The sequence below is a fragment of the Streptococcus sp. KHUD_013 genome (assembly GCF_052588545.1).
The window spans coordinates 1,315,666-1,341,522 of the sequence record NZ_CP186264.1; the positions used below are offsets into that span (position 1 = coordinate 1,315,666).

Below are 25,857 nucleotides of genomic sequence, written 5' to 3' on the forward strand. Positions count from 1 at the left end.
CTGTTGGTTTTTGTGATAAAATATGAATTATGAAGATTAAGACTAGTATGGGGCTTATTGCCGGAAAAATGAGTAGTCACCTCTTGCGTATGCTTGGACGTGGCTCTACCCTTCCTGGAAAAATCGCCCTTCAAATTGATAAAGATATTTTACAACACCTGGCCCAGAACTACGAAATTGTAGTTGTCACTGGTACGAATGGGAAAACACTAACAACGGCTCTCACTGTTGGCATTCTTCAGGAGGCTTTCGGACCTATCGTGACCAATCCTAGTGGTGCCAATATGATTTCAGGGATTACAACTACTTTCTTGAACGCAAAAGATACTTCTGGTCGTCCGATCGCTGTTCTTGAAATCGATGAAGCCAGCCTATCTCGGATTTGTGACTACATCACACCGACCTTGTTTGTGATTACCAATATCTTCCGCGATCAAATGGACCGCTACGGAGAAATCTACACGACTTATCGGATGATTTTGGATGGGATCAAAAAAGCGCCACAGGCGACTGTTCTGATGAATGGGGATAGCCCTCTTTTCCATACCCTTCCCCTACCAAATCCCGTTCAATATTTTGGCTTTGATACGGAAAAAACTGCTCCACAGCTAGCTCATTACAACACAGAAGGAATCGTCTGCCCAGAATGTCATGGCATCTTGACCTACCAGTTGAATACCTATGCGAATCTGGGGGATTACATTTGTGAAAGCTGTGGCTTCCACCGTCCTCCTTTAACAGTCGCTGTCGATGAATTGACTGAGCTGACCAATACTTCTTCTCACTTTAAGATCAACGGAACAAACTACCACATTAATATCGGGGGCCTCTACAATATTTATAATGCCCTCGCTGCAGTTGCGGTGGCCCATTATTTTGATGTCAGCCCAGACGTCATTAAGCGTGGTTTCGATAAGAGCAAGGCTGTCTTTGGCCGTCAGGAAACCTTTAAGATTGGGGATAAGGAATGTACCCTAGTCCTGATCAAAAATCCGGTTGGAGCTACTCAGGCTATTGAAATGATCAAACTAGCGCCATATCCCTTCAGCTTGTCCGTTCTTCTCAACGCCAACTATGCAGATGGGATTGATACCAGCTGGATTTGGGATGCGGACTTTGAGCAAATCACCCAGATGGACATTCCAGAAATCAATGCTGGTGGGGTGCGACACTCAGAAATTGCTCGGCGACTTCGGGTCACTGGCTATCCGGCTGACCAGATTACTGAAAATGCAAAATTAGAGGATGTCTTTACCCAGATTAAAGGACAGACTACTCCTCACGCCTATATTTTAGCCACCTATACAGCCATGCTAGAATTCCGTGAATTGCTAGCTCAAGAACACCTGATTGAAAAGGAGATGAATTAATGACGTATACTTCACTACAATCCCCTGATCAGGAAAACTATCAATATGAATTGAGAATTGCCCATCTTTATGGGAATCTGATGAATACTTATGGGGATAATGGCAATATCCTCATGCTCAAGTACGTTGCGGAAAAGCTTGGTGCTCGCGTAACGGTGGACATCGTTTCGCTCAAAGACCGCTTTGATCCAGACCTCTACGACATTGCCTTTTTCGGTGGAGGCCAAGACTACGAGCAGACCATTGTATCTGAGGACCTACCAGATAAAAAAGAAGACCTCGAACGCTTTATTCATGACGATGGGGTGGTCCTGGCTATCTGTGGTGGCTTTCAGCTTCTAGGCCAGTACTACATTGAAGCTTCTGGCAAACGTATTGAGGGCCTTGGTATTATGGGGCATTACACTCTTAACCAAGAAAACAATCGCTATATTGGCGACATCAAAATCCATAATGAAGAGTTCAATGAGACCTACTATGGTTTTGAAAACCACCAAGGTCGGACCTTCTTGGCGAAGGACGAAAAACCGCTTGGTAAAGTCGTCTACGGAAATGGGAACAACAAAGAAGATGGGTGCGAAGGGGTTCATTACAAGAACGTCTTTGGCAGCTACTTCCACGGTCCTATCTTGTCCCGAAATGCCAATTTGGCCTATCGCTTGGTGACAACCGCTCTAAAGAAAAAATATGGACAAGACATCGTCCTACCGACTTACAATGATATCTTAAGCCTTGAAAAAGCAGAAGAATACGCTGATGTGAAAAGCAAGGCTGAATTAGAAGAATAGGGAGACAAAATGAATAAACGAAAACTACAATATGTTGCACTACTGATTTCTGTACTGCTCATTGCGATTATTTCCTTGGCTAATATGCAAACGGTGACCGTGAACTTTTTGCTGGTCCAATTTAAACTCCCTCTCATCATTTTGATTCTGGTTTGTGTCCTTCTAGGTTCGCTGGTGACTTTCTTAGTCAGCCTTCCAAAAAATTTCTCATTAAAACATGAGTTAAAAGCCGCGAAAAAACAACTAGGACAAAAGATGTCAGGTGATAAAGAAGAAAAAATCAAACAAATCGAAAACTGAGAGTGGGACAGAAATCGGTAATTCGTTAGAATTCGATTTCGTCGTCCCACATCCGCACAGTTGAGTAGGGCTGTAAAAGCTGATGAAATCAGCGCAGTAGAGCCCACTCAACCACTGCGTCTTGCTCGACAATTCAAAGACAATTGAGAGGCTAGGACTTTTGTCCCAGCCTCTTCATGTTGTTCTAATGACTTTGTGATGGTAACTGCTTGGCTACTAGTTGGGCTAGGAAGGAAAAGAGAATGACGCCAGCGCCAATCAGGAGAAAGGATTCTACTCGGACGCTTGGCAACCAAGTCATCAAGCCTTTTGCGATGGGCATTAAGAGAATGGCCAGGGTAAAAATGGTGCTTAAGACCCTTCCTAGATAGTCTCCTTCCACCTTGGTTTGTACTTGGGTAAAAAAATGGATATTAAAAATCGTCATAAAGAGTTCACAGACTAAATTTCCAGAAAAGGAAAGAAGAGGAGGAAGAGGCAAGCCCATCATGAATACTCCTACTCCTGTTAAGATCAATAAGAAGAGAAGCATCTCCATGCTTGATTTAAATTTATTAGCGATCAAGGCTCCGATGATGGAGCCAATAGCCCCCAAGGTTAAGATGGTCGCATAAGCCCCCTTGACTCCGTAAAGTCGATTGGAAAAGGGAAGTAAAAACTCAAAAGCTGCAAAGAAGAAATTGACACTGGAAGCCACCAATAAGAGAAAGAAAATTTCTTTCTGCTGCCAGATGTAGTGCACTCCATCCTTGATATCAGAAAAAATATCCTTTGCCGTAAACCCTTTCTTTTCTTGAACCTTTTCTTCTTTCGGCAGTAAAGCAACCAGTACAAAAGCAATGAAAAAGGTCAGTGCATCCAGTAAGAGGGTCCCATGGAGACTGGCAAATTGTAAAACAAGAAAAGAGAAGACAGGTGAACTAACACCGACAACCTGTAAGACCAACTCCAAGTGGGCATTATAAGTCACAATCTCGTCTTTCTCTACAAGTTCTGTAATAATGGCTTTATTGGCAGTTCTAGAAAAAGCGAAGGCAATGGCCTGGACAATATTGGCAACAATCAGGGCTGCAATCATCCAACGATCGTTCCTGATAAAAGAAATGCCCAAACAAAGGAGACCACACACCAAGTCGGTTGTCATCAAAATCTTACGACGAGAAAAACGGTCTGAGATCACGCCTCCAAATGGATTAACTAGAATGGAGGTAACAAGTTCAGAAATCTGATAAATCCCTAATACCGTCTTTCCTATAGTCCCCATCGAGGCCAACCAGACACTATTCCCGTAATCATAGAGCATATTCCCCATTCTATTGATTGCTCCACGAGCAATTAATTGGACTGCATGTCGCTTCATAAAAAACCTCCTTCATTTTCTGAAACTATTGTATCAGTTCATGAAAGAGGTTTTCATTTTGTCCCTTATTTGGGAAAAATAATAGATTGCAATTTTATAAAAGGATACCTACTGTTCTTTTAATTGAAACTGCTTAGCTACTAGCTGAGCCAAGAGTGAAAAGAGAATAACTCCAGCTCCAATCAGGAGAAAGGATTCTACTTGGACACTTGGTAACCAAGTCATCAAACCTTTGGCGATGGGCATAAAAAGAACAGCCAAAGTATAAATCGTGCTCAAGACTCTCCCCAGATAATCATCTTCCACCTTGGTTTGCACTTAACTAAAAACGTGGATGTCGAAAATGGTCACAAAAAATTCACAGACCAGATTTCCCGAAAAGGAAAGATAAGGTGGGAGAGGCAAGCCCATCGTGAACACTCCGACCCCTGCCATAATCAGTAAAAACAGGAGAGTTTTCATACTTGATGCAATTTTATTGGCAACAAGTGCTCCTAGAATAGATCCGATAGCTCCCAATGTTAAGATGGTCGCATAAGCCCCCTTGACCCCGTAGAGTCGATTGGAAAAGGGAAGTAAAAACTCAAAAGCCGCAAAAAAGAAATTAACACCGGAAGCCACCAAGAGGAGAAAGAAAATTTCTTTCTGATGCCAGATATAGTCTAACCCCTCCTTGATATCAGAAAAAATATCTTTCACCGTAAACTGTTTCTTTTCTTGAACCTTAGCTTCTTCTTTCGGAAGGAATGCCACTAGGACAAATGCAATAAAAAAGGTCAGCGCATCTAGTAAGAGGGTCGCATGGAGACTGGCAAATTGTAGAACTAGGAAAGAAAACACAGGTGAACTGACACTAACAACCTGTAAGACCAACTCCAAGTGCGCATTATAGGTTACAATCTCTTCTTTCTCTACCACCTCTGTGATAATGGCTTTATTGGCAGGTCGAGAAAAACCAAAGGCAATGGCCTGAACTATATTGGCAAAAATCAGTGCCGCAATCATCCAACGATCACTTCTGATAAAAGAAATCGCCAAACAAAGGAGTCCACAAACCAAGTCGGTCGTCATCAAAATCTTGCGACGAGAAAAACGGTCTGAAATCACTCCTCCAAAAGGATTGACGAGAATCCCTGTCACTAACTCAGAAATCTGATAGATTCCTAATACCGTCTTTCCTATAGTCCCCATTGAGGCCAGCCAGACACTATTCCCATAATCATAGAGCATATTTCCAATTTTGTTAATCGCTCCACGACTAATTAATTGGACCGCATGTCGGTTCATAAAATCTCCTTTATCTCTTGCTTATTTAGGAACATTCATCTATTACAAATTTATCAAAGTGTTCTTGATAGTAAGCTACCTGCTCTGGTAGTCCCAACACATCAAAAATATTCATGGCTTCCTGCATTTGCTGACAGCCTTCTTTCTTTTGCCCCTTCTGATAGAGGGCAAATCCCTTGAGGTAATGAAAGACATTGCGCTCGTAGAGTTTAATTCCCTTGCCGATAATCTTTTCCACATAGGCTTCAAAATAACTAGCATTTTCAAAAGAACGGTGTTCTAAACAATGCTGGTAACAATTCAGAGCTAGAATCAAGACCAGTTTTCGATGGCGACCAATTTCCTTGTAGAAATCTTCACGCTCCATCACTTCTCTACCAAGCCGAGTAACATAATCCACATCATAATAGCTATAAAGATTGCCAAAGAGGATCAACTCATACATGGTCCACTCTTCCGTTTGAAAGAGATAATCCGCCACCTTGTCCAGATCACTCTGCTTCATGGTGTAGCTGGCATCTCTCTGGCAAATCAGCCCTTGTAACAAAATCCAGTTCAATTCAAAATAGAGGGGATTGGTCGAACTTTTAGCCTTTTCAAGTTGTTCTCCTTGAAGCCTTTGAAAACCAGTAATATCATTTGAATAGTAAAGAGGAATAATCTGGGCCATCAAGGCCACATGTTCATGGTGTTGAAAATTTCTGGCCTTATCCATAAAATTCTCAATCGTCACATGGATATTGTCCAAAATGTCAAAGAAGCGCGACGCAGCCAGATCCGACTCCCCCAATTCAAAACGGGATAACTGGGAGGTCGAGCAGGCCTCTCCTGCAGCTTCTTTCAACGAATAATTTTTACTGATTCGAAATTCACGAAAAACTTTGCCTAAATCTTCCATTTGATTACCACTTAAATTCCTTTAAGTGCCTTTCTAACTCTTGCAAGTACCCTTCGTAGAATCCTTGATCTTCTTTCACGGAAACATCTAATTGTCTTAAGTAGGAAATCAGCCAATCAACCAATAGATCATACTGATGAAGAGGTAGGCGTTTCATCTGCTCTTCAACAAAAGAAATGGCCTCTTCGAAGCGCTGCTCTTCTAGGACTTGCTGAAGATAGTGAGCCCCGTTGATGAGTTTTCCTTCCTCATCCTCATACTGCCCCAAATCTAAATTTTGAATCTGTAGGCGCAAAGTTGTACCAATCATGTCGGCTACACCTTTAACCTGCTTCATAAACCAATCATTTTCAGTCGCCATTATGTTCTCCTTATACAAACTAGAAAACTATACTTACTGGGCTAGCGCTTCCCATTCTAGCATGGCTTCTTCTTGCGCGGCGGTCAGCTGGTCGATTTGCTACTGGCTCTCCATGAGTTCGCCAGCGTCAGTGGCCCGCAGCTTCTTTTAACGAATAATTCTTACTGATTCGAAATTCACGAAAAACTTTTCCAAGATCTTCCATCTATTCCACCTGCTCTGACAGTTCTGCCCACTCTTCCATGACCGCTTCCTGCTGGACAGTTAGTTGGTCCAGCTCGCTTTGCAGTTGAACCAAGTCAGCTGCATCGTTGGTGCTATGCATGGTTTCGGTAATGTCTTGGATTTTCTGGTCCAGCTCTTCCATCTCTGCTTCCAATTGCTCAATGCGACGAGTGATTTTCCGGAGTTCCTTTTGGTTTTGCTTTTGCAGATGATAGTCATTGCTGGTGACTTCTTCGGCCGAGGAAACAGGCACAGCTTCTGCTTGTGCTGCCGCAAGGGCCTCTAACTCCGCTTTTTTCTCCAGATAATAATCATAGTCTCCTAGATAAAGAGTTGAGCCCTCTTCTGACAGTTCCAAGACCTGTGTAGCCACCCGATTGATAAAGTAACGGTCGTGGCTGACAAAGAGCAAGGTCCCATCAAAATCAATCAAGGCATTTTCCAGCACTTCCTTGCTATCGATATCCAAGTGGTTGGTTGGCTCATCGAGAATCAAGAAATTGTTATTCTCCATGGATAGTTTAGCCAAGAGCAGGCGCGCCCGCTCTCCACCTGACAGCATGCCGACGGTTTTCTTGACATCGTCCCCTGAGAAAAGGAAGGCTCCTAGGCGATTGCGAATTTCTACTTCTGGTGTTAGCTTGAAGTCGTTCCAGAGCTCATCCAAGACACTGTTGTGAGGGGTTAGCTTACTTTGGGTCTGGTCATAGTAGCCCACCTCGACATTGGCCCCAAAACGGGCTTCTCCTTTGATAAAAGGAATCTGTCCAACGATGGACTTGATTAGAGTCGATTTCCCGATTCCATTTGGTCCTACAATAGCGACCGCATTCATCTTGCGGATATCCAGATTGATGGGCTCTGATAGGACTTGATCGTCATAGCCGACAGCTGCCTCTTCTACTGTCAAGACGACATTGCCAGAGGTCTTATCAGAATGGAAGGTCATATGGGCAGACTTGCTCCCAGCTTCGGGCTTGTCTAGGCGCTCCATTTTTTCCAACTGCTTGCGACGAGACTGGGCCCGCTTGGTGGTCGAAGCCCGCACTAAATTGCGATTAACAAAGTCTTCGAGAGCAGCGATTTCTTTTTGTTGCTTCTCGTAGTTCTTGGCTTCGGTCAGGAGTTTTTGCTCTTTTTGCTCGACAAAGCTGGAGTAATTGCCGACATAGCGGTCCAAAGAATGCTTGGTCAAGTCCAGAGTAATGGTTGCTACCTTATCTAGAAAATACCGGTCGTGACTGACAATGAGAAGGGCCCCACTATAATTGACCAAGTAATTTTCCAACCAGGCGATGGTCTCAATATCCAAGTGGTTGGTCGGCTCATCCAGTACCAAAAGATTTGGCTTTTCCAAGAGCATCTTGGCCAGAGCTAAACGGGTATTTTGCCCTCCAGACAACTCTTCAATCTTCATCTGCCACATAGATTCATCGAACTTGAAGCCGTTTAAAATGGCACGGATATCTGCCTCATAGGTAAAGCCACCAGCCTGACGGAATTCTTCCGAGAGCCGGTCATAATCCTGCATGAGTTTCTCCAAATCGGCTCCAGTTTTTTCCCCCATATCGAGCTCCATCTGCCGTAAGGTTCTTTCCGTCTTACGGAGATCGTCAAAGACATGGAGCATCTCATCGTAGATGGTATTGGACGACTCAAAGCGGCTATCCTGGGCCAGATAAGAGAGAGAAAGGTCGCGTTTTTTATTGATTTCTCCTGAGGTCGGCTCTTCTTCTCCCACCAAGATTTTCAAGAGCGTAGACTTGCCTGCGCCGTTCTTTCCGACCAGAGCAATTCGATCCCGTTCATCCACTTGCAGGCTGATATTATCAAAAAGAACCTCCCCTGCAAAAGAGCGTTCAATTTTGTTGGCTTGTAAAATAATCATAGTTTCATTGTACCTTACTTTTGACAAATTGACAATTGAAGAAAAGGCCAAACGCTAGACGCGCTTGACCTTTCTTCACTTTTTAAATCGCTGAGACATTGGAAGCCATTTGACTGTACTGACAGGCTAGGAAAAGCCCGATGCCAATCACTAGCAAAAACAAGCCCCATTTGATGACGCCCTTCACAAAGCGAATCACAAGCAGGATAATCATGGAGCCAATCAGCCAAGTAATGGCCGAATGGGAGAGGAAAGCTTGAACAGCTTCCCTATTGTTCCCGAAAAATTGACGGACTCCCTCAGGAGCATAATTTTCCCAAGCCTGTTGAATGCCTAATTCATGGGAAATTACTTGCCCTTTTTGGGATATCCAAAGAAAGATTCCAGAGTTAAACACAAAGAGTGCCACTTGTTCTGGAAAGGTTCGAATAAGATACAGTATCCGTTTGATCATTCTGACTCCTTATATAGTTGACGAACAGCTTCAATATCCCTCGCTTGGATGCTATAAAAGGAACCAGCCGACTGCATGACGGACTCTTCCTCATTATGGTCCAAACCAATGGCATGGCCTAGTTCATGCTCAGCTGTATTCACAATCCGTTGATGGGAATAGTTGTACTGCTTATTTAATAGGTAATAGCGATTCAAACGAACAATCACACGTTTGAATCGATGGGTTAAAACATTGGTCTGGGATTCTGCTTCACCTGCTGCAGAAACCGTGCTATCATCCATCTCTGTTAGGAGGATATCCGCCTCTTCTTCACTGGTGACAAGTTGGAAAGTGAAGGCCCCTGTCTGATTCCAAGACTCAAGCGCTTCCTCATAAGCAAGGGTAAAGGTCTCATCCATCGCAGGATCTAGATAAACTTTTGCAGTTGCCTGATCCCACCTTGCTCCTGTAGAGGTATGGCCATCAGTTGCTAGGCCTTCTTGAGCAGATGGGCTCCCTTGACTTAGCATAGGACCAGTTCGATGAAAGTAAGCATCCACCTGCGTGACAACCGTTTGGGCCGCACGACTGATGCCGTCTATCCCGCTACCGGTTTTGCCACTAAAGAACAGAACACCAACTACTAGGGCAAAACTGAGAGCTAGGGTCCAGAACAAGCCCCAAACAAGGCTCCAAATGGCCCGTATTAGAAAACGAATCATGGCTTTAATAGTTCTCACAAGCTCCTCCTTTCCTTGGGAAGACCTCTGTTTAGGTCTAGAAGAGCATAGTATACCTTAGTTTTCTTAAAATAAACTAAAGATTGCAGTCATGAAAAGAAAAAGATCCAGTCGACTACAAAGCCAACCGAATCCTTCTCATCTTGCTTCTTCTTTTCCGTTTAGCTTAACGATGCACTGTTACTTTTCCCGTACGATAATCCAAACTAATTCCACTCTGAACATTTGGAACAAAGACGTTAAACTCTAGACTACCATCACTAGATTTTGCTTCAATTTGACTGCCGACTGGTACCAAATCATCATCCGATGCATAGTGGAGAGTCACTCGATAACGAACCCGCTTATTATTGTCTAAGGCCTTCCGAACAAGGGTCTCATAATAATTTTGTCCTGTCGAAAAACTATCACGAGCTTGATTCGCCCAAGCTGTTTGAACCGCTATATTTTTTGGATTGCTCGTTGAGGCATCAAAACCATCAAGCTTACCTATCAAGGCATAGCCGAGAAGGTGTCCCCGATCAACCGCATGGTCGTATTCCCCAGCTAAATTGGTTACTTGGTGCCAGCCAGCTGGCGTCCAATCTACATCTGTCTGCTCTCTCTTTTGGTATTGACGAGTCGCCTTGGTCATCAAAGCGTTGGCAACTGTGGGAATTTCTCGTCCTTTTACAGTCTTTGTCTTCGTATCTGCATAAGGGAGACTCGCAACATCTGCATCCAGATTGGTTTTGTTCTGGTTAATAATGAAAGCGCCCGCTTCGTTCCATTGAATGTTCTTTCCTAGTTTTGTACGAACACCATCCGTCAGAACACTCTCAGCTAGTTCCTTACTCGGTGTTGCTTGTTGACTCGAAGTGACAACCGTTTGAACTTGAGAGTGACTAGCGATTGGCTGGGGTTGACTAAAATAATACCCGCCGATCGAGAGAGCTGCAGCCACCACCAAGCCTAGTAAGGTTTGTCCCGATTTTTTCATTTTAAGTGGTTTCTTTTGATTATTTGCCACACTGGTTTCCTCTGTTTCTACTGAATGGGAAAGAGCCTGGGATCACGATCTCAAGCTCCTCTTTTGATAAATAGTTACTTACCTGTAAATTTCTGAAGGATTTCCTTCCATGTATCTGGCGAGAGAATAGACCAAGGATCCTTCCCATTACCAATGATACCATATCCAATGACCAAGCCAAGAGCGAAGACAATCGCTAAAATAGTAAGAACCAATAGGACGATTCCCAATTGTTTTCCAATTGCTTTTAATTTAGTTTTCATCATCATCTTCCTTCACACGACGTACATCTGCTCCAAGAGCCACCAATTTCTCATGGAATTTAAAATATCCACGGTCAAGGTGTGTTAACTTGCTAACTTTGGTTTCTCCCTCAGCTACAAGCCCCATTAAAATCAAGGTCGCACTAGCACGCAAGTCTGTCGACATCACTTCAGCCCCTTGTAAGCTAGCTCCACCTTGGATGCGGGCTGTATCTCTCATAATGTCTGAATGTAAGCCCATCCGACGCATCTCTTCCAAGTGTTGGAAGCGATTTTCGAAGACTGTTTCAATCATAGTCGATTCACCAGAGGCCATGGCCATCAAAGCAGTGAATTGGGCTTGCATATCTGTAGGAAAGCCTGGATAAGGCAAGGTTTTTACCGTCACTGGTTTCAATTTAGAGACATCTGAGCGAATGCGAATACCATTTTCTTCTTCCGTTACTTCAACACCCATTTCTTGCATCTTAGAAAGAAGAGGGCGGTTGTGTTCCCAGATAGCATCCTCGATTAAAACGTCTCCACCTGTCATGGCTGCACCAACCATGAAAGTGCCTGCCTCAATTCGGTCTTGAACGACATTATGAACCGCTCCATGCAGGCGATCCACCCCAACAATCGTCAAGGTTTCTGTCCCAGCTCCACGCACCTTAGCGCCCATCTTATTCAAAAGAGAGGCCAAATCCACAATCTCAGGTTCGCGGGCTGCATTTTCGATAACCGTAGTTCCATCTGCCAAAGTTGCTGCCATCATGATATTTTGGGTGGCACCTACAGATGGGAAATCCATATAGATATGCGCTCCATGAAGACGATCTGCTTTTGCTTCAATATAGCCCGCAGTTTGAGTGATCTTCGCCCCCATAGCTTCCAATCCCTTCAAGTGCAAATCGATTGGACGACTACCAATGGTACATCCACCCGGCATGGAAACTTTGGCATGACCATTCCGAGCCAAGACAGGACCTAATACGACGATCGAAGCCCGCATCTTGCTGACATATTTGTAAGGCGCTTCTTCTGTTAATGGTTGAGTTGCATCAACGACTACTGTATTGGTCTCTTCATCAAACGTCACTTGAGTGTTCAAGCCACGAACGACATTATTCATGGTAAAGACATCAGATAAAACAGGAACATTGGTCAAAGTCGTTGTTCCTTCACTGGCCAAAACAGTTGCTGCTAAAAGGGGAAGGACGGCATTCTTTGCTCCTTCAATCTTCACAGTTCCAACTAGGCGATTTTGACCACCGTTTACAATAATTTTATCCATACTCGTTATTACTCCATTTCATTCAGTCACGACTACTATCATACCATAAATTCATCAAAAAAGAAGCTAAAAGTTCCCGTTAAACAACTGCCGACTGAATTCATAGATACTGATAAAGAAGCTACTCGTCAAATACCCTAAACTAATGCTGATCAATAGAATAAGAAGACGAATTTTCAAGGCTGTATCAGCACTTACCTTTAAAAAACGCTCCCACTGAACCACCGTTGAAAGAAGGTGGTAGGCAAAAGAAATAAATAATAGGTGACTGCAAAAAGTAAAAATCATTTGAATCATACCTCTATTATACCACAAGAAAAAGTTTCCCTTTATATTCTTTAGATTCAAAAAAAGAGAGTGGGACAGAAATCGGTCATTCGTCAGAATTCGATTTCGTCGTCCCACCTCCGCACAGTTGAGTAGGACTGTAAAAGCTGATGAAATCAGCGTAGTAGAGCTCACTCAACCACTGTGTCTTGCGCGACAATCCAAAGACAATTGAGAGGCTAGGACTTTTGTCCCAGCCTCTTTAACTTTTTATAATCGATTTCCGACATTAATCCGGTTAATAGCTCGTTGAAGGGCAATTTTTGCACGACGCTCCATATCAACAGAATGTTGATCTTTGGCTTCTTCAAGGGCTTTTTCAGCACGCAATTTCGCACGCTCAGCCCGGCTAATATCAATGTCTCGAGCGCGTTCCGCCGAATCCGCTACGATGGTAATGACATTATCTACCACTTCGATAATCCCACCATTCACGGCGATCCAATCAATGTGTTTTTCGTCATCGACCCGACGGACCTTGACTTGGTCTACAGCCAAAACCGCAATGGTATTGATATGACGAGGTAAAATCCCTAATTCACCATCAATTGTCTTGACAGATACAAATGCGGCATGATGATCATAAACCAGTCCATCCGGTGTAACGATTTGGACGTTCATTTGACTCATCTTTCACCTCTTCTTAGAATCCCATTTTTTCAGCTTTTGCAATCACATCTTCGATCGAACCGACACCACGGAAGGCATCCTCAGGTAAGTGGTCGTGTTTCCCGTCCAAAATTTCTTTAAAACCACGTACAGTTTCTGCAACCGGTACATAAGAACCTGGTTGACCAGTGAATTGTTCCGCCACGTTAAAGTTTTGAGACAAGAAGAATTGGACACGACGGGCACGAGCCACCAAGGTCTTTTCATCATCAGACAATTCATCCATCCCCAAGATGGCAATGATATCTTGCAGTTCATGGTAGCGTTGAAGGACGCGTTTGACCTCAGAAGCCACTGCATAGTGCTCTTCTCCGACGATGTCTGGAGAAAGGGCACGAGAGCTAGATGCCAATGGGTCAACGGCAGGGTAAATCCCTAATTGAACCAATTTACGCTCCAAGTTGGTCGTTGAGTCCAAATGGGCGAAGGCTGTTGCTGGGGCAGGGTCTGTATAGTCATCGGCTGGCACATAGATGGCTTGGATCGATGTAACAGAACCTTTATTGGTTGAGGTAATCCGTTCTTGCAATTGACCCATTTCAGTTGCCAAGGTCGGTTGGTAACCAACGGCAGAAGGCATCCGTCCCAAAAGGGCTGATACTTCTGATCCGGCTTGGGTGAAACGGAAGATATTATCGATAAACAAGAGAACGTCTTGACCTTCCACATCACGGAAGTATTCCGCAATGGTCAAACCAGTCAAGGCTACACGCATCCGTGCTCCTGGTGGTTCGTTCATTTGTCCAAAGACCATGGCTGTTTTTTCGATAACGCCAGATTCCTTCATTTCCCAGTACAAGTCATTCCCCTCACGGGTCCGTTCACCAACCCCGGTAAAGACGGAGATCCCACCGTGCTCTTGGGCAATGTTGTGGATCAATTCTTGAATTAAGACGGTCTTCCCAACTCCGGCACCACCGAAGAGGCCGACCTTCCCACCTTTCAGGTAAGGGGCCAAGAGGTCAATGACCTTGATCCCTGTTTCAAGAATTTCTTCTGAAGTAGAAAGCTCATCAAAGGATGGAGCTTTTTTATGAATGGATTCACGAGGAGCATCTTCTGGAAATGCTTCTTCCAAGTCAATGGTATCTCCCAAGACGTTGAAAACACGTCCAAGAGTTTCTTTTCCGACAGGCACAGAGATTGGACGACCAGTGTCCAATACTTCCATCCCACGAGTCAAGCCATCTGTTGATTCCATGGCAATGGTGCGAACGACACCATCCCCAAGTTCAAGAGCTACTTCAAGAACGACTTTTGATTTTTGTTGGTCATTTTTATAGACTACAAGCGCATTATTAATCTCAGGGAGTTTATCGCCCGCAGCAAAAGCTACGTCAACGACAGGACCTACAACCTGAGAAATTTTGCCTAAACTCATGTCATTCTCCTATTCTATTAAGTTTCTAAGCTTGGTCATACATATAAGCAAGCTTATTTTTGTATTGTTAAAATGTGCATCGAATCAACTACTCAAGCGCACTCGCTCCTGCAACAATTTCCGTAATTTCTTGCGTAATGGTCGCCTGACGAGCTCGGTTGTATTGAATGGTCAATTCATCAATTACCTTCTTGGCATTGTCTGTTGCTGTTTGCATGGCCATCATACCGGCAGCATTTTCAGCTGTTTTGGCATCAACGATGGCTCCATAAATCATACTCTCAGCAAACTGTGGAAGCAATTGATCCAAAATCGCATCTCGGTCTGATTCCAACTCCAGATTCAAGATATAATCTTCATCTGCTTCGTTGGGGTCCAAGTCAATGATCGGAAGCATTTGCTCAACCCGCAATTGACTGGTCAAACTATTGACGTGGTGGTTATAACAGACATACAATTCATCAAACAATTCATTTTGATACATTTGGACTGTCTTGTTAATGATCTTCCGCACTTCATCAAAGCTTGGTTGATCAGCTAGGCCACGTAGTTCATAAACCGGCTGGATGCCTCTTGCTCTAAAGAAATCTGCCCCAATACTTCCAATACAGATGACTTCGAAATCCTCACCCGTTGGATGGTATTCTTCCTTCAATTCCATGACAGACTTGAGAATAGAGGCGTTGTATCCTCCCACTAGTCCACGGTCAGAAGTGATGACAATATAAGCAGACTTTTTGACAGGCCGACTCTTTAAAAATGGACGGTACTTAGAATTCTCAGCCTCATGTCCATGTAAGAGGTCGGTCAATAGCTTACGAACCTTAGATGCGTAAATTTGGAAGTCCTTGGCAGCTTGCTCAGACTTCCCAAGTTTGGCAGCAGATACCATCTGCATAGCATTTGTAATTTGACTAGTATTCTTTGTCGATGCAATTTTATTTTTGATATCATTTAAAGAAACTGCCATCTGCCACTCCTATTTCTATTTGAAACTTGATTGGTTGACAAAGTCAGTAATCACTGCATCCATTGTTTCTTCACTTGGAAGATCTTTGGTCGTCCGAATGGTTTCAAAGATTTCTGGATGATGCACTTCTACAAAGGCAAACAATTCCTCTTCAAAGCGAAGGATATCATCAACAGGTACACTATCCAAGAATCCATGTGTCAAAGCATACAAGATGACTACCTGTTTTTCGACAGTTAATGGTTCATGGACTGGTTGCTTCAAGACTTCTACTGTCCGGCGACCACGGTTCAACTTAGCTTGAGTAGCGGCATCCAAGTCACTACCAAACTTGGTGAAGGCTTCCAACTCACGGTAAGAAGCTAGGTCAATACGGAGAGTCCCCGCAACCTTCTTCATAGCCTTGATTTGGGCTGATCCACCAACCCGTGACACAGATGATCCTGCGTCAATGGCTGGACGAATTCCTGAGTTAAAGAGGCTATCTTGCAAGAAGATTTGGCCATCTGTGATCGAAATCACGTTAGTCGCGATATAAGCAGAAATATCCCCTGCTTGTGTCTCAATGATTGGAAGCGCAGTAATGGAACCACCACCCAATTCATCCGATACTTTCGCAGAACGTTCCAATAAACGGCTGTGAAGGTAGAAAACATCCCCTGGGAAGGCTTCCCGTCCTGGCGGACGACGAAGAAGAAGGGACAATTCACGGTAAGCAACGGCTTGTTTTGACAAATCATCATAGACGATTAAAACGTGTTTGCCATTGTACATGAACTCTTCGGCCATTGCAACCCCTGCATAAGGTGCCAAATAAAGCAATGGAGACGGTTGAGAAGCCGAAGCAGTTACCACAATCGTATAATCCATAGCTCCGTATTTACGGAGAGTTTCTACTTGCGTCCGAACTGTTGATTCTTTTTGACCGATCGCCACATAGATACAGATCATATCTTGCCCCTTTTGGTTCAAGATAGTATCGATGGCAATCGAGGTTTTCCCTGTTTGACGGTCCCCGATAATCAATTCCCGTTGACCACGTCCAATTGGAACAAGGGCATCAATGGCTTTCAAACCAGTTTGTAGAGGTTCTGAGACAGATTTCCGTTGCATAACACCAGGAGCTGGCGTTTCAACTGGACGGAATTTATCTGTCACAATCTCACCCAAACCATCCACTGGTTGGCCAAGTGGGTTGACAACACGACCAATCAAGGCATCTCCTGCAGGGACTTCCATGATTTTACCTGTACGACGGACAGAGTCTCCTTCACGAATATCCGTGAAATCACCCAAGATGATAATCCCGACATCCGTTGTTTCTAAGTTTTGGGCCATCCCGTATGAGCCATTTTCAAAGATCAACAACTCACCACTCATGGCATTTTCAAGCCCATGAGCGCGAGCAATCCCGTCACCAATGTAGGTTACAACACCTGTCTCAGTGACGTCAAAGTTTGGCTTGAAATTTTCAATTTGTTGCTTAATTAAAGCGCTGATTTCTTGTGCGTTAATCGCCAAAATTCACACCACTTTCTATTTCAATTTAGATTTTATAACTTGCAATTGGTGTTTGAGACTGGTATCCAACGTTTTATGATTGGCTGTCACGACAAAGCCACCAATTAAATCTGGATCGATCTTTTGTTGGATCGAGCGAACTTGAACCCCAAATTTTCTTTCGATAATGGGTACTAGCTTTTGCTCTTGAATGGGATCCAAACCTGCAACTGTCGTAACTGTGACGACAAAAGCGTTGCTCAGTAATTGAATCTGCTCCAAACAAACCGTTACAATGTCATAAAATAAGGCTTCACGATGATTGAGAATCACCACTTCAATCAAATGGTCGAGTAATTGTGAATCAGAGGGTTGAAAAAGCCGTAGACTTTTTGCTTTCTCTTCATCCTCTACACCGATATGAGCTAAGAAGTTCGCAAGTCCAGTCTCCTCAAGAATGCCCTTGATTTGGGTCAATTTTTCAAAGACAAGATCTTGTTCTCCTTTTTCAAAGACCAATTGAACAAAAGGCTGGGTATATTTCTCAATCACCATCAGTTGCTTTTTGTCCATTAGGCTTCTCCTAATTCATCAAGATAGCGATCGATCAGTTGGCGTTGACCTTCAGTATCCAGCTGTTGGCTCAACAATTTGCTGGCAAGATTGACAGTGAGATCTGCCACATCGCCTTTGATACTGTTCAATGCTTCTTCTTTGTTATGCGCAATTTCTTGTTGCGCTTTTTCTTTCAAACGTACTGCTTCTTGAGTGGCTTCTGAAAGAATCTGAGATTTGTTCTTTTCTGCAGTTTCCTTTGCATTTTCGACGATAGACGCAGCTTCTTTGCGGCTACCCGCTAACTCAGCTTCGCGTTTGCTAGCAAGTTCCTCTGCCTTTTTACGGGCTTCCTCGGCACCATCAATATCTGAAGAAATCTTTTCAGCGCGTTCATCTAAGACACTGGTAATATTTCCCCAAGCATATTTCTTCACTAAAAAGATCAATAAAAGGAAGGAACCAGCGATCAGAATAAAGTCACCAATAATGGTACTAATAGTTAAATCCATCTTCTAATCCTCCTCTACTTACTCTTCCCCTTCATTTATTTTTTTACCAATGTACATAGATGACAACATGGTAAATACATAAGCTTGAATACATGAAATGAAAATCGAAAATGCTGTCCATAACATGTTTGCAATAAAGGCAAAAGGATACCAATACAAGGCATGTTGTGACAAGGCCAATAGCAATCCCGCTAAGACCTCACCGGCAAAGATATTTCCGTAAATCCGAATCGCCAAGGAGGCAAAATTGGTGAACTCTTCTAAAATGTTCATCGGAGTCATAAAGCCAGGTGTAACAAATGCTCTCAAATATTCTTTAACGCCTCTACGACGAACTCCTTCTACATGAGCGATCAAAGTGATCAATAATGAGAGGGATAAATCGTATCCAAGGTTGGCTGTTGGAGAAGTCCACAAGTTATAACCGTTTGTTGTTTGTACTTTTGCCATTAAACCAATATTATTGGCAACCAAGATAAACAAGAATAGAGAAAACAGAAACAAGGAATAATCCTTGATGTATGATTCTCCAATGTTTGGTTTGGCAAAACTAATCACAAAGTCATAAATCATCTCAAGAGCATTTTGTTTACCCTTTGGACGGATGGTCATTTTACGACTTGCCCAGTAGACAAAGGCAAAAACCATCAAAACAGTTACAAGAGACATGGCAAGCAGGGTCAAATCAAAGGATATTGGTCCAATGTTAACGGTTGGGTTCAAACTTTCTTCCATGGTTTGACACCTCCTTTTCTAAATAGAGTTGTCTATTTAATAACGAAGGCCATGGCCAAAGTTACAAAGAAAGTACCTTCGACAAAGGCAACACCAAGAATCAAGAGACTACGCAATTGACCAATAATTTCTGGTTGACGTGATGCAGATTTGAACAGATTGCTCATCATCAAACCTTCCGCAAGTGACACACCAAAACAGGCTAAACAAAGACCTAAAAATGTTAAATTCATGATGAATTCTCCTTTTATAAATTTTACCTCTTTAGTTTACTCCTAAAAGATAGAAAAGTCAAATGTTTGCTTAGAAAGAAAACGTTTTACTATGATTCTGTCACCACTTTTAAAATACTTCTTGCCACTAGCATTCGAAAGAGTTTGGTCATTTTCAAACACATTGTCTATTTTTGTTCTCCATACAAATTTATACTATTTCATCAGTTGGAGATCCAATTTTATAAAAAATAGAAAAACTCACCTGCTAAGCAGATGAGCATTTTCTTCCTATTTGAAAATAGAGGTTTTGAAACTGTCTGTTTGTTGCAGCAATTTCTTAAAGACTTTTTCTTTCAGTGAAACAGTATTGCCAAATTTGACAGATCCGTTACTTAGGGTAGCCTTATCTTTATCAACTGCTTCAGCAAATTCACGTTTCAAGTCTTCATAGCTATTGTAGGTTTTACCATCGATTTCAATAGATTGAACTCCTTTTTTGGCACTTGTCACAACTTGATTGAAGTAAGCTTTATTCCAATCTTGACTGCATTTATTGAGGACAGCTTCCCCTTCTAGATAATCCAGAAGTATGAGCGTATCGTTTTACCCCTTCATTTACCGATCAATCTCCTCGCGTGAGGTGAGGTCATTTGGATTGGTATTGTACCATTGGTTTCCATCGTTGGGACGTTCGTAGGCCATATTGAGACCCAGAGCTTTGTATTTCCCATTTGAATTAGATACAGATGGTGTTTGCAACATTCCTTGGGCAAACTCTTCCCTGCAAAAGCAAAAAAAAACGCCTAAAATAGGCGTTTTCCATTCATCTTATAATGATTGATAGAGATCAGCATAATGTTGACTAGCTGTATCCCATGAGAAGTCACGGCTCATGGCTTGTCTTTGGAGACCAAGCCAAGCATCCTTATCATGAGTATAGACTGTCAATGCTTGATCTACAGCCCAGTTTAGCCAGTAACCAGAAAGGTTGTTAAAGCTAAAGCCAGTACCACTACCATCAAGCACATTATAGGCTTGTACTGTATCTCGAAGTCCTCCTACCTCGTGAACCAATGGTAGCGTGCCATAGCGCATGGCCATCATTTGAGATAGTCCACATGGTTCAAAACGACTTGGCATCAAGAAGACATCAGAAGCAGCATAAATTTCCTGCGCTAACTGGACATCAAACATAATATTGGCAGAGAGTTTATCTGGATAAGCTTGACCAAACCAAGAAAAGGCATGTTCAAAGCCAGGATCTCCTGTTCCCAAAAGAACGATTTGGATATCCTTTTGTAAGAGGTTATGTAATTCTTCAACTACCACATCAAAGCCTTTTTGGTGAGTCAAACGAGAAACGATTCCAAACAAGGGAACATCATCACGAACCGGAAGTCCGACACGTTCCTGAAGAGCTCGCTTACTTGCCGCTTTTCCTGATAAATCATCTTTACTGAAATGATAGGTCAATAGCGGGTCTGTTTCAGGATTGTAGAGGTCAGTATCGATTCCATTCACAATCCCCGTCAATTTACCAGATTCCATGCGCAAGATTTGATCAAGGCCACAACCATATTCAGCCGTTCTGATTTCATAACTATAACTTGGTGAAACCGTCGTCACACGATCAGCATAGAGGATCCCGGCCTTCATCCAGTTCAAGCAATCCTTCCACCGAAGGGTACCATCTTCGTAGCGCTCAAATCCAACTCCAAACAGATCCCACAACATTCCTGGATCAAACTGACCTTGGAACTCCAGATTATGGATGGTCAAGACAGACTTAATTCCATTGTAAGCTTGAATCCAACGGTATTTCTCTTTTAGTAGGAAAGGAATCATGGCTGTATGGTAGTCATGAGCGTGGACGATATCTGGAATAAAGTCTACACGTTCCATCATCTCAAGCGCTGCCAATTGGAAGTAGGCAAAGCGCTCCCCATCATCAAAATCTCCGTAGACATGTCCTCTAAAGAAATATTTTTGGTTATCAATAAAATAGAAGGTAACACCATCACGATAGATGCGTTTCACACCAACATATTCACTTCTCCATCCCACTCTGGTCTCGAAGTGCAAAACATCTTCAACTTGGTCGCCAAATTTCGCCTCTACCATGTCGTAGTAGGGGAGGACGACACGAACATCATGTCCTTTTTTAGCCAAGGATTTAGGAAGTGCTCCAATCACATCTCCTAGCCCCCCTGTTTTTGAAAAGGGAGCTCCTTCTGCGGCAACAAACAATAATTTCATTATCCAATATCCTCTGTAATCACAGCACCTTTTTTAATCACAAGAGGTGCCTCTTGGGTTCCACGAATGGTTACACCAGCCTCAACCACAACTCCCTTGTCAAGAATCGCATGCTCGACGACTGCTCCCTCATGGACAACAACGCCTGGGAACAAGAGACTGCTACGAATTTCAGCCCCCTTATGTAGATGAACACAACGAGACACAATCGAATCATGCACCAAAGCTTCTACAATACTTCCTGAGGCAAATTGCGAATTCTTAATTTGCGAACCAGGAGCATAGTAAGTAGGCTCTTCATTTTTCACCTTGGTATAAACTTTTTGGTTTGGTGAGAAGAGGGACATGAATTTATTGGTTTCCAACATATCCAAGTTAGCACGATAGTAAGATTCAACTGAATGAATATTGGCAATATAGCCAGTGTATTCAAAAGCGAAGGCCCCGTGTTCTACTGCTAAATCACGAAGGATATAACGCAATTTTTCTGGATGTTCTTTATGGATTTCTGCTTCTAATTTTTCAATCAACCATGGTGTATCAACGATAAAGATATCCGTTGACATATTATAGAGAGCATCTGGATCTGTTCCATCAAACAATTTTTGTCCACGTACATGGTCTGTCTCATCGATTTCTAAAACCGCATTTACTTCAGAAATGTCACGATGATGCATTTTCTTGTAGACCACTGTGATTGGTCTGTCAACGGTATTGTGCAAGTGGAAGACTTGGTTCAAATCAATGTTTACTAAGATATCACAGTTAAGAGCGACTGTCTGGTTCGAACCAGAGCGTTTCAAATAGGTCAATAGTTGCTCATAATATTCCTTGCCAACGTTTGAACTTTCTACTGGAGTGTTGTAGATACCGAGATAGTAGTGACTCAAAAGAGTTGACAAGCCCCACTCACGACCAGAGCGAATATGGTCAAAGACAGAACTGATATTTTCTTGCTGGAAGATACCAAATACACTACGGATTCCTGCATTAGCGAGGCTAGAAAGCGGGAAGTCGATCAAGCGATATTTCCCATCAAATGGCAGACTGGCAACAGGACGATGATCTGTCAATGACGACATATCATGGAAGCCTACTGTGTTTCCTAAAATAGCTGAATACTTATCAATCTTCATCTGTTGCTACCCCCACTTTTTCGTTATATCCAACGACTTGTACTTCTTCCGTTCCATCGATGACAACACCTTCTGAAACAACTGCTCCTTCACCGATAATAGCACGTTTAATCACAGCACCTTGACCGATAATGGCACCACTCATGATAACAGAATCTTCAACGACTGCACCTTTACGAACTTGTGCTTCCGTAGACAAGATAGAACGTTTTACGGTTCCGTCTACCAAGCACCCATCCACTACCAAGGAATCTTCAATATTAGCATGTTCGCCAAAGAAGTTTGGTGGTGAAATCAAGTTACGAGAATAGATCTTCCAGTGACGGTCGCGGCTATCCAAGGCATTGTTTGGATCAATGTATTCCATATTCGCTTCCCAGAGAGATTCAATAGTCCCCACGTCTTTCCAATAGCCCTTGAATTCATAAGCATAGACGCTTTCTCCAGATTCAAGGTAAGTTGGAATAACGTTTTTACCAAAGTCAGACATATCGATGTCACTCTTCTCTGCAGCCACTAGCATATTGCGAAGGCGAGCCCAGTCAAAAATATAGATTCCCATGGAAGCTTTTGTCGATTTTGGCTCTGCAGGTTTTTCTTCAAACTCTACAATACGATTGTTGGCATCCGTATTCATAATTCCAAAACGGCTAGCTTCTTTTAAAGGTACATCCAATACAGCTACTGTAAGACTAGCATTGTGATCTTTATGAGACTGAAGCATTTCATCGTAGTCCATCTTGTAGATATGGTCTCCAGAAAGAATCAATACGTACTCTGGATTGATGCTATCGATGTAGTCGATATTTTGGAAAATCGCATGACTTGTTCCTTCAAACCAACGATTTCCTTCACTTGCAGAATAAGGTTGAAGGATAGAAACCCCAGTATTAATACCATCAAGACCCCAACTTGAACCATTTCCGATATGATTGTTTAAGGCAAGCGGTTGATACTGAGTAATCACGCCAACATTGTGGATACCTGAGTTGGCACAGTTGGATAAGGCAAAGTCAATAATACGATAACGTCCCCCAAATTGCACTGCAGGTTTGGCAATGCTTTGAGTGAGTTTTCCAAGGCGAGTTCCTTGCCCACCAGCAAGGATCAGAGCTAGCATTTCATTCTTCATTGATTACTCCTTTTTGGATTGACGAGACCTTCTTCCCAGTTCTGAGGAGAGGCACTGTGGCCTCTTCTACAGAGTTAGGAATGGGATCATAGACCGCGATCAGTAGATCACCAACAACTATTCTTTTGTTTTAGACACATTGGAACGAAGTTTTCGTTTCACTTTCCATACACTAGCTCCAAGAGCCGGTAAAGTAAAGGTTAAGGTTTGTGGATAATCTTTCCATAATCCCTCTTGAGTCTTCACTTCTTGGTTGTGCTCTTTCCAGACACCTCCCCATTTCTCTAATTCTGTATTCCAAATTTCTTCATAGACCCCAGCTACAGGGACGCCGACTGTAAAGTCCTTGCGCTCTACTGGTGCCATATTAAAGATACAAAGCAAATGATTTCCTTTTTTATCCTTACGAGTAAAGGTCAAAACGCTTTGATCTCGGTTATCTGCATCAATAATCTCAATACCATCATAGCTATCATCAATTTCCCACAACATCTTGTTGTCTTTGTAGAATTGATTGAGCTGGGAAGTAAATTCTTGCATCTTGCGGTTCATGTCATCTTCCAGATTAGACCATTCTAACTGTTCTTCAGACCTCCACTCTAAGAATTGGCCAAACTCTGAACCCATGAAGAGCAATTTCTTCCCTGGGTGACAAATCTGATAGGTCAAGAGATTTCTCAAGCCGGCGAACTGATTGTAGCGATCTCCCCACATCTTATGCATGAGACTCTTCTTGCCATGCACCACTTCATCGTGAGAAAACGGCAACAAGAAATTCTCAGAGAAAGCATACATAAAGCTAAAGGTCACCAAATTGAAATCAAATTTCCGGTAAATAGGATCTTCCTCGTAGAAGCGAAGGATATCATTCATCCATCCCATATTCCACTTGTAGTCAAAACCTAAGCCACCGTATTCTTCTGGACCAGTAATCTTAGTTCCAGATGAACTTTCTTCAGCAACCATGATCACATCAGGATGCTCAAGTTTAATCACCGCATTCATTCGTTTAAGGAAATGAATCCCCTCATAATTGAGATTTCCACCATCGATATTTGGTGTCCATGGACCACTATCGTAATCTAAGTAGAGCATGTTGCTGACCGCATCGACCCGGATTCCATCCAAATGATAAAACTCAATCCAGAATTTTACACTAGAAATAAGGAAGGATTGGACCTGGTTTTTCCCTAGGTCAAAGTTCATTGCTCCCCAACCATAGTTGTGAGCCCGATGATGGTCCTGATATTCAAAGGTTGGTGTCCCATCATAATAGGCCAAGGCATCATCATTGATCGTAAAGTGTCCGGGCACCCAGTCCACAATCACCCCAATGTTATTCAAGTGACAGGCCTCAACGAAATCCTGAAACTCTTCCGGTGTTCCGTAAGTATGTTCCAAGGCAAAGTAACCCATCAATTGATAGCCCCAACTTAGTCCGAGCGGGTGAGCCATCACCGGCATGAACTCCACATGGGTATAGTTCATTTTCACCAAGTAAGGAATCAAATCTTCCTTCAACTGAGCAAAGGAATAAGGACTTCCATCTTCATTCCGTTTCCAGGATCCAGCATGAACCTCATAGATATTAACTGGTCGAGATCGAAAACCAAGTTTTCTCCGTCTCGCCATCCACAGTCCATCTTTCCATTTCCGCTCTGGAATATCAGTAATAACCGCTCCTGTACCTGGACGTTTTTCCATGCGTACCGCTAAAGGATCCACCTTCATCAAGCGGTGGCCATTTTGTCTTGTAACATGGTACTTATAAATATCTCCCACTTGAGGTGCTGTTGTAAAAACTTCCCAAACACCAGCTTCATTTCTCACCATAGGAATTTCATTTTCTTCCCATTGGGTGAAATCACCTACTAAGTGTACTGCCTGTGCATTTGGAGCCCATACGCGGAAACAATACCCCTCCACACCATCTACTTGCTCTTTATGAGCCCCTAGATAATGTTGAAGATGAAAGTTCTCTCCGGTTCCAAATGTGTACAATGCTTGTTTCGTATCCATTCACTCACCTCTCTCGCCTCTTATGAAAGCGCTTCCTAATAGTATTATTCTACTATAAATAGTTGAAATATTCAAGATTATTTCTTGAATAATGCGATGAAAATATATGAAAATAATTCAAAACTTCCAAGTTTTCCCTGAAATTTCCTAAAATCAATTCACAATTGTTCAGCTTTCAAACTATCTTTCTAACATTATACTATAAAAATCATTGTAATTAAACCTATTTCCGAAAATTTTTAGAAAATTTAG

General features: G+C 42.8%; 25 protein-coding genes and 2 pseudogenes. 3 read left to right on the forward strand and 24 right to left on the reverse strand.

What is annotated here, in order from left to right; genetic code table 11:
• The first annotated feature begins 29 nt into the window (after positions 1–29).
• The 3 genes from murT to ACOXXR_RS06200 are packed head-to-tail and all read left to right on the forward strand — an operon-like array spanning position 30 to position 2,458.
• The gene (gene murT, locus ACOXXR_RS06190; protein WP_445278285.1) at positions 30–1,370 is read left to right on the forward strand and encodes a lipid II isoglutaminyl synthase subunit MurT; all 1,341 of its coding nucleotides are present in this window, start codon (positions 30–32) and stop codon (positions 1,368–1,370) included.
• Positions 1,370–2,158 (forward strand): lipid II isoglutaminyl synthase subunit GatD, encoded by a 789-nt coding sequence (gatD, locus tag ACOXXR_RS06195; RefSeq protein WP_445278286.1) that lies wholly within the window; start codon positions 1,370–1,372, stop codon positions 2,156–2,158. The genes murT and gatD overlap by 1 nt, the downstream gene beginning before the upstream one ends.
• A gap of 9 nt (positions 2,159–2,167) precedes the next feature.
• A complete protein-coding gene (locus ACOXXR_RS06200) occupies positions 2,168–2,458 on the forward strand; it encodes a LapA family protein (RefSeq protein WP_270307914.1) in 291 nt (96 codons plus the stop codon).
• 184 nt (positions 2,459–2,642) lie between these two features.
• Here ACOXXR_RS06200 and ACOXXR_RS06205 read toward each other — a convergent pair whose 3' ends face one another.
• From ACOXXR_RS06205 to glgB, 24 genes and pseudogenes are all read right to left on the reverse strand, one after another.
• Positions 2,643–3,818 carry an MFS transporter gene (locus ACOXXR_RS06205; RefSeq protein ID WP_445278287.1) on the reverse strand — a complete coding sequence of 392 codons (1,176 nt, stop codon included), beginning with the start codon at positions 3,816–3,818 and terminating at the stop codon, positions 2,643–2,645.
• 108 nt (positions 3,819–3,926) lie between these two features.
• Positions 3,927–5,105: pseudogene (locus tag ACOXXR_RS06210) on the reverse strand (MFS transporter).
• Positions 5,106–5,130: 25 nt separating this feature from the next.
• Complete coding sequence (locus ACOXXR_RS06215; protein ID WP_445278288.1) at positions 5,131–6,003, reverse strand: XRE/MutR family transcriptional regulator; 873 nt, start codon at positions 6,001–6,003, stop codon at positions 5,131–5,133.
• Between the two features lie 4 nt (positions 6,004–6,007).
• A complete protein-coding gene (locus ACOXXR_RS06220; RefSeq protein WP_445278289.1) occupies positions 6,008–6,364 on the reverse strand; it encodes a hypothetical protein in 357 nt (118 codons plus the stop codon).
• Positions 6,365–6,569: 205 nt separating this feature from the next.
• Positions 6,570–8,477, reverse strand: a complete 1,908-nt coding sequence (locus ACOXXR_RS06225; RefSeq protein ID WP_445278290.1) for an ABC-F family ATP-binding cassette domain-containing protein — start codon at positions 8,475–8,477, stop codon at positions 6,570–6,572.
• Between the two features lie 82 nt (positions 8,478–8,559).
• Positions 8,560–8,931, reverse strand: a complete 372-nt coding sequence (locus ACOXXR_RS06230) for a hypothetical protein (protein WP_023022755.1) — start codon at positions 8,929–8,931, stop codon at positions 8,560–8,562.
• Entirely contained in the window at positions 8,928–9,653 is a 726-nt protein-coding gene (locus tag ACOXXR_RS06235; RefSeq protein WP_023022754.1) for a matrixin family metalloprotease, read from the reverse strand. Before ACOXXR_RS06235 ends, ACOXXR_RS06230 begins: the two co-directional genes overlap by 4 nt.
• Positions 9,654–9,819: 166 nt before the next feature.
• Entirely contained in the window at positions 9,820–10,632 is an 813-nt protein-coding gene (locus ACOXXR_RS06240; RefSeq protein ID WP_233331708.1) for a DNA/RNA non-specific endonuclease, read from the reverse strand.
• 104 nt (positions 10,633–10,736) lie between these two features.
• Positions 10,737–10,925: a DNA-directed RNA polymerase subunit beta gene (locus ACOXXR_RS06245; protein ID WP_023022752.1), complete on the reverse strand. Its 189-nt coding sequence runs from the start codon at positions 10,923–10,925 to the stop codon at positions 10,737–10,739.
• Entirely contained in the window at positions 10,915–12,198 is a 1,284-nt protein-coding gene (gene murA, locus ACOXXR_RS06250) for a UDP-N-acetylglucosamine 1-carboxyvinyltransferase (protein WP_023026629.1), read from the reverse strand. The genes ACOXXR_RS06245 and murA overlap by 11 nt, the downstream gene beginning before the upstream one ends.
• A 66-nt stretch (positions 12,199–12,264) precedes the next feature.
• Positions 12,265–12,495, reverse strand: coding sequence for a DUF1146 family protein (locus ACOXXR_RS06255; protein WP_023022750.1), 231 nt, complete (start codon positions 12,493–12,495; stop codon positions 12,265–12,267).
• Positions 12,496–12,735: 240 nt separating this feature from the next.
• Positions 12,736–13,155 (reverse strand): F0F1 ATP synthase subunit epsilon, encoded by a 420-nt coding sequence (locus ACOXXR_RS06260; protein WP_031573404.1) that lies wholly within the window; start codon positions 13,153–13,155, stop codon positions 12,736–12,738.
• 13 nt (positions 13,156–13,168) lie between these two features.
• Entirely contained in the window at positions 13,169–14,575 is a 1,407-nt protein-coding gene (gene atpD / locus ACOXXR_RS06265; protein ID WP_123159335.1) for a F0F1 ATP synthase subunit beta, read from the reverse strand.
• Between the two features lie 88 nt (positions 14,576–14,663).
• Positions 14,664–15,545, reverse strand: coding sequence for a F0F1 ATP synthase subunit gamma (locus ACOXXR_RS06270; RefSeq protein WP_324737801.1), 882 nt, complete (start codon positions 15,543–15,545; stop codon positions 14,664–14,666).
• 15 nt (positions 15,546–15,560) lie between these two features.
• Positions 15,561–17,066 (reverse strand): F0F1 ATP synthase subunit alpha, encoded by a 1,506-nt coding sequence (atpA, locus tag ACOXXR_RS06275; RefSeq protein ID WP_350018772.1) that lies wholly within the window; start codon positions 17,064–17,066, stop codon positions 15,561–15,563.
• A 15-nt stretch (positions 17,067–17,081) separates the two neighbouring features.
• Positions 17,082–17,618, reverse strand: a complete 537-nt coding sequence (locus ACOXXR_RS06280; protein ID WP_023022745.1) for a F0F1 ATP synthase subunit delta — start codon at positions 17,616–17,618, stop codon at positions 17,082–17,084.
• Complete coding sequence (atpF, locus tag ACOXXR_RS06285; protein ID WP_445278291.1) at positions 17,618–18,112, reverse strand: F0F1 ATP synthase subunit B; 495 nt, start codon at positions 18,110–18,112, stop codon at positions 17,618–17,620. Before atpF ends, ACOXXR_RS06280 begins: the two co-directional genes overlap by 1 nt.
• Positions 18,113–18,130: 18 nt before the next feature.
• Complete coding sequence (gene atpB / locus ACOXXR_RS06290) at positions 18,131–18,847, reverse strand: F0F1 ATP synthase subunit A (protein ID WP_445278292.1); 717 nt, start codon at positions 18,845–18,847, stop codon at positions 18,131–18,133.
• Between the two features lie 32 nt (positions 18,848–18,879).
• The gene (locus tag ACOXXR_RS06295) at positions 18,880–19,080 is read right to left on the reverse strand and encodes a F0F1 ATP synthase subunit C (RefSeq protein WP_023022742.1); all 201 of its coding nucleotides are present in this window, start codon (positions 19,078–19,080) and stop codon (positions 18,880–18,882) included.
• Between the two features lie 270 nt (positions 19,081–19,350).
• A pseudogene (locus ACOXXR_RS06300) lies at positions 19,351–19,842 on the reverse strand (ZmpA/ZmpB/ZmpC family metallo-endopeptidase); the annotation flags it as partial.
• Between the two features lie 48 nt (positions 19,843–19,890).
• Positions 19,891–21,318, reverse strand: a complete 1,428-nt coding sequence (gene glgA / locus ACOXXR_RS06305; protein WP_023022739.1) for a glycogen synthase GlgA — start codon at positions 21,316–21,318, stop codon at positions 19,891–19,893.
• Positions 21,318–22,454 (reverse strand): glucose-1-phosphate adenylyltransferase subunit GlgD, encoded by a 1,137-nt coding sequence (glgD, locus tag ACOXXR_RS06310; RefSeq protein WP_445278293.1) that lies wholly within the window; start codon positions 22,452–22,454, stop codon positions 21,318–21,320. Before glgD ends, glgA begins: the two co-directional genes overlap by 1 nt.
• Positions 22,444–23,586: a glucose-1-phosphate adenylyltransferase gene (locus ACOXXR_RS06315; RefSeq protein WP_023022737.1), complete on the reverse strand. Its 1,143-nt coding sequence runs from the start codon at positions 23,584–23,586 to the stop codon at positions 22,444–22,446. Before ACOXXR_RS06315 ends, glgD begins: the two co-directional genes overlap by 11 nt.
• 117 nt (positions 23,587–23,703) lie before the next feature.
• Positions 23,704–25,605 (reverse strand): 1,4-alpha-glucan branching protein GlgB, encoded by a 1,902-nt coding sequence (gene glgB, locus ACOXXR_RS06320; protein WP_023022736.1) that lies wholly within the window; start codon positions 25,603–25,605, stop codon positions 23,704–23,706.
• Between the last annotated feature and the right edge of the window lie 252 nt (positions 25,606–25,857).